Source organism: Deferribacter autotrophicus (assembly GCF_008362905.1).
Taxonomy (GTDB): domain Bacteria; phylum Chrysiogenota; class Deferribacteres; order Deferribacterales; family Deferribacteraceae; genus Deferribacter; species Deferribacter autotrophicus.
The window spans coordinates 127,566-144,482 of sequence record NZ_VFJB01000005.1 but is presented as its reverse complement, the minus strand read 5'-3'; the positions used below and the strand labels follow the sequence as shown (position 1 = coordinate 144,482).

The following is a 16,917-nucleotide window of genomic DNA, read 5'->3' as shown; positions in this document are numbered from 1 at the left end:
CCTCCTAAAACTTCACATCTAAATTTGCTTTTTTAATTTTGTCATAATCTATCTCGAAATTTTTATTTTCTTCCTCTACAAACAAAATAACATAGTTATCCTGTACATCTTTAATATAACCTTTATAATTAATACGTCCATATTTATCATGTTCTTTCATTTTAATCTTGCAATACTTACCAATATATTTTTTAAATTCATCAAGGCTTCTTACTTCCCTGTTTGCTCCAGGGGTTGATACTTCCAAATTATAGTTTTCATAAGGTATTATATCCACTTCATCTAACCAATTGGAAACAAGTTTACTCACAGAGACACATTCATCAAGTCCAACACGATCCCCATCAATGAAAATACGCAAAACCCAACCACGTCTTTCCCTTCTAAAGACAATATCATAAAGCTCTATTCTGTCATCTTTAATGTTTTTTTCGAAAAAGGAAATTACTTCTTTTTTTATTTTTTCGCTTAAAATATCCATTGCCATAATCCTTACAAAAAAATAAGTGGGCTAAGCCCACTTGGTTTAATAACTATCATAAAAATTTTCCTATTTCAACCATAATTTTTAGTAATCAGTTTAGATAAAATAACTCTTTAAAGAATCTAACCTTTCGATTAACCTGCTTTCAACATCAAATGGCAGTTCGTAATTGATAAATTCCACATTAGGTTTAATATTTTTACCATGATGGTCACTTCCACATGTCACAACCAATCCCTTATCTGAAGCTAATCTAACAAATCTTTGGCTCTGCTCAATATCATGATAACTACTATAAGCCTCAATACCATCAACCGATTCAATCAAAAGTTTACCTATCAATTCCTCAGGATACAACCCAGGATGAGCCAATACCAAAAAAGTATCTTTTAATATATTTACTACCTCAAAATAATCAAGTAATTTTATCTCCACATAGGCAAATCCACCTTTTCTAAAAAAATCAAAATAGAAATTTGTATAAGGTGAATTAGATTTATCTCCTTCTAAATAATCATAAAGTTTTTGCCGATTTTCCTTGTATCGTTTTAAAACATTTAAAAAGGTTACCCCCGAAGCAGCCTTTTCCCCTGCTTCTTCTAAGACCTCTTCCACATTTAAAATAAAACCTATTTCTTGCAACTTACGAGTTCTTCTAATAGCTTGCTCTCTCTTAATCTTCTTAAAATTATCTTCTAAAAAATCATACCGCTCATCCAAATGATTAAAACCATAAGATAGAAGGTGAATTTCATACCCTTCAAATGAACAAGAAAATTCAACACCAGGGATAAACATTACACTACCATTTTTCACACTTTTCAGTAAATTTCTCACCCCTTTTACAGTGTTATGGTCTGTAATTGAAAAGATATTGATTTTTTTAGTCTTAATTATTTCATAAATCTCTGAAGGTTTGCGTTCACCATCAGAACTAAAATTTGAATGGATATGCAAATCAATGAGCATATCCTAAATCAAAAGCCTTGATATTAACATCCACAACCTTTTTAGGCACCCTCATCCTAATCACTTCATACCAGCTATCTTTTTTAAAAGGTAACAGTTTTGCTAACGCACCAAGCATTACAGTGCTTACAACTTTTACATTTCCAGACTCTTTAGCAATTTTAAGAGCATCTATCTCATACAATTCTTTAAAATTTTTCTTTTCTTTTTCTATTAACTCATCAGGATAATCTGCCTCACCCATAGCAACAGGTGGTGGATAGATTCTATTGGTATTCAAAATAAGCATTGTGTTATTGTTTTTATATTCAAGATACCTTAAAAATTCCATATTTTCATAAGAAACAATAACATCAGCCTCACCAACAGGAATAACCGGAGAAAAAACTTTATCCCCTACTCTAACATGGGAAACTACACTTCCACCTCTTTGAGCCATACCATGTATTTCACTTTTTTTAACATCATAACCTTCTAAAAGAGCTACATCACATAATATATCACTTGCTAAAACTATTCCCTGACCACCTACTCCCACCATCAGAATATCTTTTTTCATTTCTCCCCCCTTTGGTGAATAGCATCGAAACGGCATACTTTGGGACAAAGGCCACAACCAGTACATAGCGTTTCATCAATGTACGCTTGTCTCTTATTTTCATCCCACAAAATAGCAGGACAACCGATTTTAGTACATGCTTTACAACCTGTACATTTTTCTACATCCACATAAAATGGACTAGAAATCACTGATCTATCAGCAAAAATACAAGGTCTTGTAGTTATTATTACACTAGGCTCTTTCTTCTCCACTTCTCTTTTCAAAACCTCCATACACTCTTCTATATTGAAAGGATCCACTTTATATACATTTTTCACACCCATTGCTCTTACTAGCACTTCAAAATCAATTTTAGGTGCAGGTTCCCCTTTAATTGTAAAACCTGTAGCTGGGTTAGGCTGGTGCCCTGTCATCCCAGTTATTCTGTTATCAAGAATTATAATGGTAGAAAACCCCTTATTATAAATTATATTCATCAAACCATTTACGCCTGTATGCAAAAATGTAGAATCACCTATTACTCCAACCACTTTTTTTGTATATTCTCCATCGCTCGCTTTATCTATACCATGTGTCATTGAAACACTTGCACCCATACAAACCGTAGAATTAATTGCACTCAATGGAGGTAATAGCCCCAATGTATAACAACCAATATCTCCGACAACAAAAAGCTTTAATCTATTGATTGCGTAAAAAATACCTCTATGAGAACACCCCGGACACATGTTTGGCGGTCTGTTTGGTAAACTTAACTGACTAACTTCTTTAGCAACCGTTTCTTCACCAAACAATTCTCTAACTTTTTCTACTGAAAGTTCTCCACAAACATCCCTATTTAAACTTTCGACCTTTATTCCAGCAGCTTTCAGTTCATTTTCAATAAACTTATCAAGTTCTTCCACAACGTACAATTTATCCACTTTTTCAGAAAATTCTTTAACTAGATCTATACTAATGGGATAAACCATCCCAAGTTTTAAAATTGAAGCATCAGGTAAAGCTTCTTTAACGTATTGATAAACTATACCAGAACAAACAATCCCTATATTTTTAGATTTATACTCAATCTTGTTTAAATTCGAACTATATGAAAAATCCGTCAACTTTTTCAGTCTATCTTCTACAACTATATGTCTTTTCCTTGCATTGGCAGGTACCATCACCCATTTTGGTATATTGTTTTCAAGCCCCAAATCAACCTCTGCACACCTTTCACCTAGTTCTACTACAGTTTTGCTGTGAGATAATCTGGTGCATGAGCGAACCAGCACTGGAGTACAAAATTCTTCTGATATCTTAAAAGCCTCGATTAAATAATCTTTTGCTTCTTGTGAGTCTGATGGTTCTAACATAGGTACTTTTGCAAATCTTGCATAATGCCTACTATCCTGCTCATTCTGCGAACTGTACATATTTGGATCATCAGCTACAATAACCACCATCCCACCATTGACACCAGTGTAACTAGCAGTCATTAAGGGGTCAGCAGCCACATTTAATCCCACATGTTTCATACATGTCAAAGCCCTTTTTCCGGCAAGAGATGCACCAAGAGCTACTTCAAAGGCAACTTTCTCATTTGGAGCCCATTCAGAATATATCTCGTCGTAAAACTTTATGTTTTCTGTTATTTCAGTGCTTGGAGTTCCTGGATAAGAACTCACCACTTTAACAGCGGCTTCAAAAGCCCCCCTCGCAAATGCTTCATTTCCACTTAAAACCCTCTTCATGAATTAAGCCCCCAATTATCCAACAATTCTAACAATCTACTTTCAGGAAATTTCAATTTAAATTCTTCATAAAGTTTTTTTCTTTCATCATCACTCTTGCTATTCAATATAGCCTTGTAATACCACACAGGCTTTAAATAAGAATCTGTGAGATACTTGTTAGCATCTACATTCTTGATATTTAAATCACTTAACAAGCTATCGGACAACTCCCTAAAATTATCTCCAACATTTGACGCCAACATCTTAATTTCATTTGTAAGCCCCAAATCAGTATAAAGCTGAATAGCCTTCAAAACCACATAATCTTTAACCTTAGAGATAGATACACCTTTATCTACATAATCACTTATCAAAGCCTTATCTTTTTCACCGTTTGCAAAGGATATCTCATATCCGCCCAATTCATTCAAACTTGATATATATTTGTTTGACATATAAGTTTTGACGCCATATCCGGCTAAAACAGCCAAAATCAACACACCCACTACTATTAAAATATTCTTAAAATTCTTCTCAACAAAACTCTCCACCTTATCTATAGGCACTTCATCCAACACTTGATTTTTCTTCTTAACCATCTAACCCTCCAAACATTTAGTGAATATTTTTTTATTGTTTTGAAAAATATGTTCGACCATTTCTTCGTCTAAACCCGCTCCCACTAAAGTTTTATTTAGCATATCAACTGAAAAATAATCTCCAGGTGTATGAAAATCATTATTAACTACAAGTTTTGCACCATATTTTAATGCAAGCTTTGCTACATGAGCATTGGTCAGAGAATGTCCTTTTCTTGTAGTAATTTCAAGATGCACTCCGTTTTCTTTTGCCTTCTTTACTAATTCTTCAGTAATCAGACCTGGATGAGCTAGAATATCCACGCAAGCATCAATTGCAGCCCTATTTGTATCTTCTTCTACAGGTTCAACTATAGTTTCACCATGAACAAGAACTATATCAGCACCTGCTTCTCTACTAAGAAAGGTAAGCTTTTCAATTTGAGATGGTAAAACATGGGTCAATTCCACCCCAACAATTACTTTAAATTCACTACTACCGTTATTAAAATCGTCCTTAAACCTTAGTAAATTTTCAATGATTAGCAAATAATTAGATGAGTCTGCATGATCAGTGATTGCTATACCAGAATAACCTAATACTTTTGCTCTTCTAGCTAACTCTGCAGGAATTAATACCCCATCGCTAAATGTGGTATGAGTATGCAAGTCCACATAAAACATAGCGACTATCTTATATATTCTTTTAAAAATAAATCAACTATTTTAATAATTAAAGATTAAAACATAGATAAAAAAGTTTTTATTGTATCAACCACTTCGTGCACATCATCTTTAACCTGAATAAGATCAATATCTTTTTCCGAAACAAACCCCTCAACTAACACTCTATTTTTTATCCAATCCAATAAACCAGACCAATAATCACTATCCATCAATATAAGAGGAAAAGGCAAAATCTTCCTTGTTTGAATCAAAGTCAACGCTTCAAAAAATTCATCCATTGTTCCAAAACCACCAGGAAATATAACAAAAGCACTTGCATATTTTACAAGCATTACTTTCCTAACAAAAAAGTAATTAAATGTTATCACTTTTTTAGCATAAGGATTAGGCTTTTGTTCAAAAGGTAACTCTATGTTTAAACCAATTGACCTTCCACCAGCTTCTGCAGCTCCTCTGTTTGCTGCTTCCATTATTCCAGGTCCGCCACCTGTTACAACACTAATGCCTTCTTTTGCAAGTAATCTTCCTAGCTCTCTTGCTCTTCTATAATCTCTGTGGTCTTCTTTTACCCTTGCCGAACCAAAAATGCTTACAGCCGGCTCAACTCCAGACAAACGCTCAAACCCTTCCACAAATTCTGAAAGGATCTTAAATATCCGCCAAGTATCTCCAACTTTTATTTCATCAATTAAATACTGTCTTTTTCTTATATTGTTGCTATTATTCTTATCATTCATTATCCAAGATCCTAATTATAATACTTCTTTTTTAAATTCTCTTTTCTATTTACTTTCAATATATCATTTTTCAAATTATCTTTTTCAGATTTCAACCTTGACAATAATGCATTATTCTTTTCATTGATATCCATTAAAATTTTCTTACCTTCTTCATCTATCGTATCCATTTTTTCAGTAATTTGTAGAAGCTGATTTAAAAAGTTTTCATACATTTTCACTTTTAAAAAAAACTCATCATTTATTTCCATTTCATTAAGTTCTTCCAAGAAAAGCAAAAGTTTTTCAGCAACTATTCTAAAACTCGTGGACATAAAGATACTGTAACGATTTTTTGAATAATATCAAGAATAAATCTCTTCGGGCTCTAAAATATTACTCAAAAGGATAAAACTTTAATACCTTATCTGCATTAGCATTATCATGGGCAAGAAGTGCTTTTTTCGCATCTTTGCTAAACAGGTTTTGCAAGTCATTCACAAGACGAGCAGCTTCATCCTCATTTCTGATATCCATATTTGCAGCTAACCAGTTTTCATTTTTAATCCTTACCAGATCAACTATCTCTCTTTTGTCCCCTTTGGAGGTCGATTTGGACACATTACTCCTTGATTCGATACCAGAGCCCTTTTTCTTTCCTAACTCCTCAATTTTCTGCCTAAAATTAATTATGTTGCCATCAAAATTAATTGTCATAGACCTAACCTGAGATATTTATTTGCTTTGCTTCCCCTTCTTCCAACTTCTTTTTTTCTTCCTGCTCTACTATTTGTTTCCACCCTTCTCTTAATACAAGCATAAGTTTTATCACGGACTCTATTTTAGATTTATCCTTATCTTTATTTGCCATAACAAGTTGATAAACCATAAAATCATAAAGCCTTAGTAAATTTTCTGCAATTTCCCCCCCAGCTTCCATATTTAGTGTTGACATCAATTCATAAATAATATTTTCTGCTTTTATAATGTTAGAATGTGCTTCAGGAATATTCTTCTCATCGATATATTTACAGGCCATTTTCATATATTTTATGGCCCCATCATATAGTAGCAGAACAAGTTTCCCCTTTGTTGCACCCTCGATTTCATTTCTCAAATACGTTTTAATTGGGTTTTTCATAACACCTCCTATTTTAACCCTGTGTAATTAATTGCTGAAGATATGACCCCTGCGCTTGCAGATCGGCAATTACTTTTTCCATATTTGAAAATTTCTGCCACAATCTATTTAGATATGATTCAACATACATTTCTTTAGCATCAATCTGTTTTGCAAGAGTATATAACTCTCTATCAATTGTGCCAAACGGTCTTATTTTCACATCTATCAGACCATTTAAAGACACATACTGATTAATAATACTTTCATATCTTCTTGCCCATCCTTGTGTATCCCCATCATTGACAGCAAAAAGTTTGTAAACATCCTCTGGGTTATCTTTTAATGCATTAATAAATGTGGTATTCTCTTCAAGTTTTTTCTTAATTTCTTCATAATCTGTACTATCAATAAGAAGGTAGCCTTTTTTCTCAATTTCAATATTTCCATCACCTGCAATATCAAGGCCTATATCTACCAATGAATTATACTTTCCATTTAATCCTGTAATTTCGCTTAAGAGGTTGGACCTAAGACTTAATTTTAAACTTCTAATTTCTGAACTTTTTCTTATTATTTCATAAGTATTAAATTTTTTCCAATTCTCTTCGTATTGTTTCACCTCCTCGTCACTCATTGTTGCTTTATCATCATCTGTTAAAGGTTCTAAATATTCTTTATCTTCATCATCCAATTCGGGCGGATTAAGTTTTTCCACTAAAGCGTTATAGTGTGATATGAAAGATGCAATACTTTCCACTGCTTTAGTAGTATCTACGGAAACATTTACAGTTACAGATTCAGTTGATGCATTTTGCAGATTTAACGTAACACCAGGAATTATATCATCAATTTTATTTGTCTTCCTAATATAATCGATTCCATCTACTGTTACGGATGCATATTCACCTTCAAAACCTAATTCTTTCTCAGTAGTAGTATTATTCGTAAGATTCAAAACTTCTAATAAGTTGCTTGTATCGTAAACAGAACCAAAAGTAATCTTATCCACATCATTAGATTTGATATATACTTTATCTGATACTTGGTCATAACTGATAGTAACCCCAGCTCCGGAATTATTTATTTTATAAAATACATCATTTAAACTGTCATTTTCCGCATCCACATATATGGAAACACCATTTATGGTAATAATCCCACTGGTAATAACCGTATTAAAATTACTATTTGAAAGCTTTTCTGTAGGATCAACACTTCCATCTGTTGTACCGTAATCAGTTTTAGCACCTTCTGCCACAGATAACCTGAGAATTGAAAGTATATTGCTTGTATCCGAAAAATCTCCTAAAGAAATACTTCCACCACCCGTCTCATTTGCTTCAAGAACAATCCTATCATTATCACTATCGTAATACGCTGTAACACCTGCACCTGAACTGTTGATTTTAGCCAACAAATCATTTACCGAAATAGATGTATAATCTTCAATAGTAATTTTTACGCCGTTTATAGTAAAAGTCCCGTTTGTGTTGGAGTCCACCGTTTTCAAGAACCCTGCATTCTGCAAACCAATGGCGGTAACATTCAGACCGCTACCACTGCTAACAGTATTTCCCAAAATTTTTGTTTTTGTAGCATAACCTGTACTCAAAGTCGCATCCTGTACTATTTGCAAATTGCCTTCAGTTAACCCTGACTCCGTGTTTAACGTAACTCCTGCAATCAAACCATAATTAGAATCGTTTATTTTTGACTCTAAACCTGCCAAGTCCACTGCGGCTATATAATTATCAATAGAATTCACATTTGATGTCGTAGTAGTATCCAATCCTAAATCGGTAATAAGCGTAGATGGCGAACTGGAATCAATTGTTAGATTGTAATCTGTAACACGGGTTTTATAAATTGCCAAAGACCAGTTGGTCCCATCAAATTGAGCTTTAACTGCCACATATTGAATATCGGTTGTATTCTCAATTATATTTATTTCATTATTTAAACCATCCTGAATCTGCTGAGCAATTTTATTAAGACTATCACCGGTAACAGCATTCACAGATACATTAATTACTGTTGATTGATACGTAAAAGATAATGTACCCGACTCATCAGCAGTCAAATCGCCAAAATCATCTACATTCGCGATAGAAGTACCGGAGATTTTTTGTACAAAAGGCTGATTTAATAACTTTATAGAATCATGGGCAAGATATCTCGTCCCATCACTTGATATAGAAATATTATGCAAACCTTCAATATTTTCCGAAGGTCTACCAGTCAATGAAGTAACCCCTGCACCACTTTCCACAATCTTTGCAAACGTATAATTACTGTACCAATAGGCATTTTGTGCGAGATTATTCACTTTAATGGTATGACTACCTACTGATGCCGATGTGGAAGCAGTGGCTGTTAAGATAGATGTATTTGATGATGTAGCTGTCATAGACTTAAAGGTAGATTCAAGCTTCAAAGATAATAAATCGGTCTTTAAATTAACTAAATCTGTACTGATTTCCTGAAATACATTTTTCTCTAAAGTCTTTAAATCGTACTGCCCTTGAAGTTTTTCGATGGGAATCCTGGCTTGCTTAACCAATGTATCTACAATACCATTGGTATCAAGACCACTCATTATACCGCCAATCCTTAGCGCATCCATTAGGCCAACCTCCGTGTCTTGCTATATTTATCGGCACATAAAAAAAACTCTTTAGTATTTTTTTAAACTATTTATATTAGCCTTTAACATAGGTGATAAATATGAAAAAAGTTTTGACAACAGATTCCTTTGCTTTAAGTAAAGAAAGTGGAATATTTTATAAATGCACTCAATGTCATGGTACTAATGAGTAATTATAAAAAAATAAAATTTACACAAAATTAAACTGAATATGACTTCACTATTTTGATATTGATTTAGTGTTTAAAATACTTTAAGTAGGTTGCTTTGATAAACGGAGGTACAAATGGGTTTGAAAAATTTTCTTTTTGATAAAATAAAAAAAGTTAAAACGTTTGGCACAAAAAAGGAAATAAAAGAAAGCGTATGGATAAAATGTCCTGAGTGTGGTGAAATCAATTATAAAAAAGAGATTGAAAGGCATTTTCATACTTGTCCAAATTGTGAATATCATTTTAGAATAAGTGCTTTTGAAAAAATTAAAATCATTATCGATGAAGGCTCTTTTATAGAAACTGATGCAAATTTAGTTTCAAAAGACCCATTGAAATTTAGGGATACAAAAAAATATCCAGACAGGTTAAAGGCAGCAATGAAAAAAACTGGCATGAATGAAGCTTTTATCAGCGGTATTGGAACAGTTTATGGTAAAAGTGTTCATATAGGTGCCATGGAATTCTCCTTTCTTGGCGGTTCAATGGGGAGTGTAGTAGGAGAAAAAATTACTAGACTTATTGAATCAGCTATAATTAATAAAAACCATGTCATTACAATTAGTTGTTCTGGTGGAGCAAGAATGCAGGAAAGTATTCTATCCCTTATGCAAATGGCAAAAACTTCAGCTGCCCTTAAAAAACTTGAAAAGGCAGGTCTTGCACACATTTCTATTTTAACTGACCCCACTACTGGTGGTGTTACCGCTAGTTATGCAATGTTGGGCGATGTCATAATTGCTGAACCGAAAGCATTGATAGGCTTTGCTGGACCAAGAGTTATAGAACAAACCATTCGACAAAAACTACCTGAAGGTTTTCAGCGTTCAGAATTTCTTCTAGAGCATGGTATGGTAGACATGGTTGTTCATCGCAAAGATTGGAAAGACACAATATCAAAATTACTGGAGTATTTTGGCTGATTACTAAATTTGAAAAATTCTTCTCATCCGTAAATGAGTATCTCAACGCAAAACTCACTTTAAACAGGATAAAAGCAGCTTTAAATCATACTAACTTTGATGAAAAAAAACTTGGAAAAATTATTCACATTGCAGGAACAAATGGTAAAGGATCAACTGCTCACTTTATATCGTCAGCTTTAATAAATTCTGGTTATAAAGTAGCACTTTTCACCTCCCCTCATCTACTTAGCATATGTGAAAGGATCAAGGTCAACAGACAACAAATCAGGTTCAGCGACCTAGACAACCTATTTACAACCTACTTCTCAATTATAAAAGAATATAAACTTACCTATTTCGAAGCAATAACACTTCTAGCCTTTAAATATTTTGAAGAATTTAAACCTGATTTTTCAATTATTGAGACAGGTATGGGTGGCACCTATGATGCTACTAACGTTCTTGAAAATAAAATTCCTGTAATTACAAGCATATCTATTGATCACGAGCAATATTTAGGAAAAACTTTAGAGTCTATTACAAGAGAAAAAGCAGCTATCGTGAAAGAAAATGACCCGATATTTCTTGGTACTAATAACGAAACTGTTTATAAGATCATTGCTTCCATTTATCCTCACAAAAAAATTATTACACCAGAAAAAGAAACAATCGAACTATTAAAACATCATTTTCCATCACCTTATTATAAAAATGCAGCATTAGCAAAAATGATTTTAAATTATCTGAATATCACTGCACCTTTTAATAAAATTAGTCTTCCACCTTGTAGGTTTGAGAAATATGATAATATAATAATAGATGGAGCTCACAATTTTAACGGCATAATCGAAATACTGAAAAATTTTAAACAAAAACCAATTATTGTATTTTCTTCCACAAAAGATAGAGATTATCAAAAAATCATAAACCTATTATCAATTAAATCTACAAAATTAATACTTACTGAGATCCCAAATAATATAAGATCGATTAAACTAAATGAGTTGGAAACAACTAATAAAAACATAATAAAAGAGTCCGATTTAAAAATTGCATTAAGAAAAGCTGTTGAGTTATCAAAAAATAATGATATACTGGTTTGTGGTTCGCTTTACCTGTGTGCTGAAGTAAAGAAGATTCTAAAAGGTTTTTGAGATATTTAAATGATGAATGGCTTTTTGAGACTGTTGATTTTATCTATTTTGCTTCTTAATATTATTCTCACTCCTGTTTTTTCAAAAGAAAATGTTATCTTAGAAGCAAACAAGGTTACTTCCATCGATAAAAACACCGTTGTTGCTGAAGGTGACGTCATTTTAATATATAAAGCTGTATTAGTCACAGCAAATAAAATCATATACAGAAAAGATAAAAATGAAATCGAGGCTTTTGATAATATTACCTTTAAGGATGACAATAATAACTACCTTACAGCACAATATTTAAAATTAAATCTTTCTACTCAAAAAGGAATTATTAAGAAAGCCAAAGGTTTTTATGCCCCTTATCATTATTTCAATGCATCTACAATTGAAAAAGTCGGAGATAAAAGTTTTAGATTATACGAAGCTGAAATAACAGCCTGTAAAGAAGATAATCCGGATTGGTCGTTTAAAAGTAAATCGGCAAAAATAGACTATGGTGAATACTTTTACAGTAAATCGGCCACTGCGAATATTAAAGGCTTTCCCATGTTATATATTCCATATTTTGTATGGCCTATTAAAGAAAAACGTGAATCAGGATTTCTTGTACCTGACATCGGTGTAAGTTCCAAAACAGGTTTTTTTATTACGCCAAAATATTTTTGGAATATTGATGCGGATAAAGATGCCACTTTTGGAATTAGTTATTTTCAAAAAAAAGGATTACTATACAATCTAGAACTAAGATATCAAAAAACCGATTCTGAAAAATTTTACTTTTACGGAGAATATATAAAAGATAAAGATATCACTTTTATTGATGACGAACGATGGAGACTCTTTAGTAACACAGATATCTATTTGGTAAAAAACTTAGAATTAAGAATCAATTTAGACTATGTAAGCGATTTCCAATATATAAGCGATTTTGAAACATTATCGTTAAACAAAGTAATAAAGGAAAATAAAGATAACAAATTTAAAACTGACTTAAGGCTCATTTATCATACCACATATTCCGATATTTCTTTGGTCTACAAAGATGATATGCAGTTTACAGATATATATGATGGATACAATAAAGAACACCTCTACAGAAAACCTCAAATTATTTTTGAGAAAAACAACTTGGATATTAAATTTTTTAAAATTGATTATTATGCCGATTTTAACAATTTAAAATCCACCACAATAACAAATAAAATAAATGATGAGTTTTATAGCACTTCAACCAAATTAAAAAGAGAACACCTTAAGATAAACATTTATAAACCAATTAATATTAAAATTGGTACATTTACTCCTAAATATACTCAATATTATACAAGATGGCATGATGCTAATTTTAAATTCAGCGGCAAAGATGATAATGAAAACATATTTTTAAAGTTAAAAACTGATAACAATAGCGTTGAAAGATTCATTTACTCTTTTAGATTAAAATTTGAGCTGAATGAAATATATAAAAATTACAAAACATTTAAACATTCCATATACAACAGTTTCGAGTATATTCAAACCCCATTTTTAGATCAATCGTCAATTCCTTCATTAATTGAAGATGATAAAATTTATGAAGAAAATATTTATAAATACACTATGACTCATTATTTCAAATCTAAAAACTGGAATTTAAAAATAGAATTCAACGAAAACTACAATGTTGTTAAAAATGATGAAAGATTTGAACCTTTTAATTATAAAATAGAATTTAATTATAAAGAATTGTTAAAAATTTATAAAAATACCAATTATGACTTCTATGAAAAAGAACCTTTTTACAATAAAGATTATATAAAATTAACTTACGATAAATTTTTCATATCTACTGAATTAATCTTCAATAAAAATATTACTTATGATGAAAACACTTCTTGGACTAACAGTATCGGTTATACTTATAAAAAATTAGAAATGTCAATTTCTTTGAAAAAATCAGGGTATAGAGAAAAACTAAAATATTTATCTAATGACTCATTAACTACTAATGAATTGATAGTCACAGGAGTTTACAATTCTGATTGTTGGAGTTTAGGTTTACAATATCACAAAAAATTAAATACTGACATCAGTTCTGATTCAATATCTAGTAAATATGATCACATTTTCTATTTATTAATATCCTTGAAAGGGATAGGAGATACAACCAGAGAGATTTATAAAAGATGAAAAATATACTAATAAGTGGTGCTTTAGGTTTCTTGGGTAGCAATTTATCTATTTTCTTAGCTAAAAATTTTCCAATGTACAATATAATTGCCATTGATAATGAAAAAGATCATAAATATGTTAAAAACAAACAAAAGTTTGATAATTTTAATAACATACTTTATATAAAAGGAGATTTAAAGGATAACTCACTAATTAATAATATTTTAAACGAGCATAAAAGCATGTTTAATCGTTTTTCGTTTGGAAGTATAAATTCAATTTATGCTTTTGCATTTGATAGTAATATGGAAATCTTCGACACATCATCATCAAAAAATCTTATTAATAACGTTTATTCAACTATTAATCTTGGAATTGCTGCTATTAATAACTGGCAATCTCTTAATGATAAAAATTTTATTTATGTAAGTTCTACAGATGTTTATGGATTTAATGAAACCGATAGTCAATTCAATGAAGAAAGCAAGTTAATGCCTTCAAGTTTAAAAGGAAGTATTCATGCTGCAAATGAACTAATTTTACAATCTTTTCATTTTGATTACAATTTACCTGTCACTATTTTTAGAATATCGAATTTTTTTGGCCCAGGATGTCAACATAAAAACATTCCAACTACTATTTTAAAAAATATTTTTTTCAATAATCCCATAACTCTAAACATTTCAAAACATTCCATTATAAATGTAATTTTCTATGACGATTTAATTTACGGTCTTGAACATGGATTAAAAATTAAAGGGACATATGATATATTTAATCTAGGCGGAGAAAACATACCTATTATTGACTTTGTCGAAATTGCAATCACTATTGCAAAATATAAATTTAATAGAATATTTGATAATGAAATAAATTATCAAGTTGACAAAAATAATAATTCATCTATTTCAATTGATAAAACATATGAAATATTAGGATGGAAAAACTACACAATATTAGAGGAAGCCATTGAAAAAACTTTTGCTTATTTTGCTAGCAATTATATTATTTAATTACAGTACTTACGCTACCCAATACGAAAGCTTTGGTACTTCTGTAATAGAAAATAATGATCTTAAAAAAGCGGATAAAAATGCTCTAACTAATGCGCTATTAAATGCTATAAAAAAACATTTTGAAAATGTAACCAGCGATAAAGATAGAATACCAGAAGTTACAAAAGACTTTATCAGGTTTGTAAAGTCCTATAAAATTCTTGATAGGTATATTAAAGATTATACTGTATATTACCATCTGATAGTAAAAGTAGATGAAATTACTGTTGATGATCTCCCTTTATTCTTTAACAATCTAAGACAATCGGTAATTTATTATTTATTTAACTATTCGAATTTTAACACCGATGAAAAAATAACCAATATATTTGAAAAGTACAATCTTTCATTAAAATATGAAGACGATTTTCTCTTTAACTTACCTCAAAATCCTTCCTATGATGATTTATTAAATGAGTTTGCAAAAAGTAATGCTAAATACCTAATAATATTCAAAACAAAGGCAATTTCAGTATCAGAGGAAACTCCTTACTTTTGCAAAACAGAGCTTATTACTGAAACGTTTACCAAAGAGAAAAAGTTTAAAACATTTAAAGTAGTTTCTACCAAATCTTCTATTGTTAGCAAAGACGACTGCATTTCTAATTCTATATTATCTTCTATTAATAAGGCGGTAGAGTACATAAAGAATAATTATATTGAATTACCTAACATAAATTTATCTAAAAATGAGTTAACTCTCACTTTCATTAATTTTAGTAATTTTAGAATTATTAAAAAATTATTAGAAGAATTAGATAACAAACACTATATAGAAAAATATAAAATGAAATCTTTCTCATTAAATGAAGCAGTTTTTGATACAATATCTCCTTTAACCATTGATAACTTTGAAGAAAAATTAAAATTATTGCAAAAAAGTTATAAGTACAATATTATTAACTTCGGTAATGGACAAATTATAATAGACTTTTCAAAATGATTGATGAAATTTTAGAATTAATAAAGCCAGCTCGAAAAATTTTAATTTTAACACATAACAACCCAGATCCAGACACCATTGCGTCTGCATATGGTTTAAAGTTTATCTTCCATACCATTTATAAAAAAAGATGTACAATTGCATATGAAGGTTTGATTGGTAGAGCTGAAAATAGAGAGCTTGTTAAAGAATGCAAAATAGAAATGCATCTTTCTAAAAAACTTAACTTTTCAAGATATGAGATCTTAGTCCTTGTTGATTCACAACCCACTGCAGGGAATGTTTATATCCCAAAAGGTTTCTTCCCACAAATAGTAATAGACCATCACAACTTTAGAAAAGCAACTTCAAAAGCTAAAATTTATGATGTAAGACAAGAAGCTGGTTCAACTTCAACGATTATTACTCAATATATTAGACACCTCGGTTTAGAACCCGACAGATATGTTGCTACAGCTCTTTATTACGGAATCAAAACTGATACTATAGGTTCTGCAAGAAGTAACTCAAAAACAGATTTAGAAATGATGAGTTTTCTATTACCTAAAATCTCATTAAATAAACTTTCTAAAATAGAAACACCTGAATTACCAAAATATTATTTTAAAAATTTAAAAAAAGCTATCGAGCAAAGTGAAATAATTGATGATTTAATATTTTGCAATCTAGAAGAAGTAAGAAATGCAGATCTGATTGCCGAAACATCTGACTTTCTACTCAGAATGAGAGATATAAAATGGTCCTTTGTAACTGGCAGGATCGACAATATATGCTATTTTTCCCTACGCTGCAAATCCTCAAGAAAAAAAGTTGGAACTATTGCTTTACAGATTGTAAGAAACTTAGGCACGGGCGGTGGGCACATGAAGTCTGCTGGCGGTCAAATTCCTCTTGAAAACAAGGAATACCCACAAATTGTAGAAATAATTAAAAAAAGATTATTAAAAAAATTAGGAATCATTATCGACAAAGTTGATATAAAAAGTATTTGACTTTCGAATTTTTATATTTACTATAATTCTAAAACA

Annotated in this window: 17 protein-coding genes; 6 read left to right on the top strand and 11 right to left on the bottom strand. The window is 31.0% G+C overall.

Going from position 1 to position 16,917, the window contains the following annotated elements:
* Window positions 1-4: 4 nt before the first annotated feature.
* The 11 genes from FHQ18_RS06610 to fliD form a co-directional block, all read right to left on the bottom strand.
* Complete coding sequence (locus FHQ18_RS06610) at window positions 5-481, bottom strand: ribosome maturation factor RimP (RefSeq protein ID WP_149266382.1); 477 nt, start codon at window positions 479-481, stop codon at window positions 5-7.
* A gap of 99 nt (window positions 482-580) precedes the next feature.
* Window positions 581-1,453 carry a PHP domain-containing protein gene (locus FHQ18_RS06605; protein ID WP_149266381.1) on the bottom strand — a complete coding sequence of 291 codons (873 nt, stop codon included), beginning with the start codon at window positions 1,451-1,453 and terminating at the stop codon, window positions 581-583.
* Window positions 1,443-2,012, bottom strand: a complete 570-nt coding sequence (locus FHQ18_RS06600; protein WP_149266380.1) for an indolepyruvate oxidoreductase subunit beta — start codon at window positions 2,010-2,012, stop codon at window positions 1,443-1,445. The genes FHQ18_RS06605 and FHQ18_RS06600 overlap by 11 nt, the downstream gene beginning before the upstream one ends.
* Window positions 2,009-3,748, bottom strand: a complete 1,740-nt coding sequence (gene iorA, locus FHQ18_RS06595; RefSeq protein ID WP_149266379.1) for an indolepyruvate ferredoxin oxidoreductase subunit alpha — start codon at window positions 3,746-3,748, stop codon at window positions 2,009-2,011. The genes FHQ18_RS06600 and iorA overlap by 4 nt, the downstream gene beginning before the upstream one ends.
* Window positions 3,745-4,329, bottom strand: a complete 585-nt coding sequence (locus FHQ18_RS06590) for a hypothetical protein (RefSeq protein WP_149266378.1) — start codon at window positions 4,327-4,329, stop codon at window positions 3,745-3,747. Before FHQ18_RS06590 ends, iorA begins: the two co-directional genes overlap by 4 nt.
* Entirely contained in the window at window positions 4,330-4,992 is a 663-nt protein-coding gene (locus tag FHQ18_RS06585; protein ID WP_149266377.1) for a histidinol phosphate phosphatase domain-containing protein, read from the bottom strand. It abuts the gene before it with no gap.
* A gap of 56 nt (window positions 4,993-5,048) precedes the next feature.
* Window positions 5,049-5,732 (bottom strand): LOG family protein, encoded by a 684-nt coding sequence (locus tag FHQ18_RS06580; protein WP_149266376.1) that lies wholly within the window; start codon window positions 5,730-5,732, stop codon window positions 5,049-5,051.
* 11 nt (window positions 5,733-5,743) lie between these two features.
* Window positions 5,744-6,046 (bottom strand): hypothetical protein, encoded by a 303-nt coding sequence (locus FHQ18_RS06575; protein ID WP_149266375.1) that lies wholly within the window; start codon window positions 6,044-6,046, stop codon window positions 5,744-5,746.
* Window positions 6,047-6,107: 61 nt separating this feature from the next.
* Window positions 6,108-6,428, bottom strand: a complete 321-nt coding sequence (locus FHQ18_RS06570) for a hypothetical protein (RefSeq protein WP_149266374.1) — start codon at window positions 6,426-6,428, stop codon at window positions 6,108-6,110.
* A 4-nt stretch (window positions 6,429-6,432) separates the two neighbouring features.
* On the bottom strand, window positions 6,433-6,852 hold the full coding sequence (gene fliS, locus FHQ18_RS06565) for a flagellar export chaperone FliS (RefSeq protein ID WP_149266373.1): 420 nt from the start codon (window positions 6,850-6,852) through the stop codon (window positions 6,433-6,435).
* 13 nt (window positions 6,853-6,865) lie between these two features.
* Complete coding sequence (gene fliD, locus FHQ18_RS06560; protein WP_149266372.1) at window positions 6,866-9,457, bottom strand: flagellar filament capping protein FliD; 2,592 nt, start codon at window positions 9,455-9,457, stop codon at window positions 6,866-6,868.
* Window positions 9,458-9,764: 307 nt separating this feature from the next.
* Between fliD and accD the strand changes: the two genes are divergently transcribed.
* The 6 genes from accD to FHQ18_RS06530 are packed head-to-tail and all read left to right on the top strand — an operon-like array spanning window position 9,765 to window position 16,881.
* Window positions 9,765-10,613 carry an acetyl-CoA carboxylase, carboxyltransferase subunit beta gene (gene accD / locus FHQ18_RS06555; RefSeq protein ID WP_149266371.1) on the top strand — a complete coding sequence of 283 codons (849 nt, stop codon included), beginning with the start codon at window positions 9,765-9,767 and terminating at the stop codon, window positions 10,611-10,613.
* Window positions 10,571-11,749 (top strand): bifunctional folylpolyglutamate synthase/dihydrofolate synthase, encoded by a 1,179-nt coding sequence (locus FHQ18_RS06550; protein ID WP_188020361.1) that lies wholly within the window; start codon window positions 10,571-10,573, stop codon window positions 11,747-11,749. Before accD ends, FHQ18_RS06550 begins: the two co-directional genes overlap by 43 nt.
* A 9-nt stretch (window positions 11,750-11,758) precedes the next feature.
* Window positions 11,759-13,909 (top strand): LPS-assembly protein LptD, encoded by a 2,151-nt coding sequence (locus FHQ18_RS06545; protein WP_149266369.1) that lies wholly within the window; start codon window positions 11,759-11,761, stop codon window positions 13,907-13,909.
* The gene (locus FHQ18_RS06540; protein ID WP_149266368.1) at window positions 13,906-14,904 is read left to right on the top strand and encodes an NAD-dependent epimerase/dehydratase family protein; all 999 of its coding nucleotides are present in this window, start codon (window positions 13,906-13,908) and stop codon (window positions 14,902-14,904) included. The genes FHQ18_RS06545 and FHQ18_RS06540 overlap by 4 nt, the downstream gene beginning before the upstream one ends.
* On the top strand, window positions 14,861-15,889 hold the full coding sequence (locus tag FHQ18_RS06535) for a hypothetical protein (RefSeq protein ID WP_149266367.1): 1,029 nt from the start codon (window positions 14,861-14,863) through the stop codon (window positions 15,887-15,889). Before FHQ18_RS06540 ends, FHQ18_RS06535 begins: the two co-directional genes overlap by 44 nt.
* Entirely contained in the window at window positions 15,886-16,881 is a 996-nt protein-coding gene (locus FHQ18_RS06530; protein ID WP_149266366.1) for a DHH family phosphoesterase, read from the top strand. Before FHQ18_RS06535 ends, FHQ18_RS06530 begins: the two co-directional genes overlap by 4 nt.
* Window positions 16,882-16,917 lie beyond the last annotated feature (36 nt).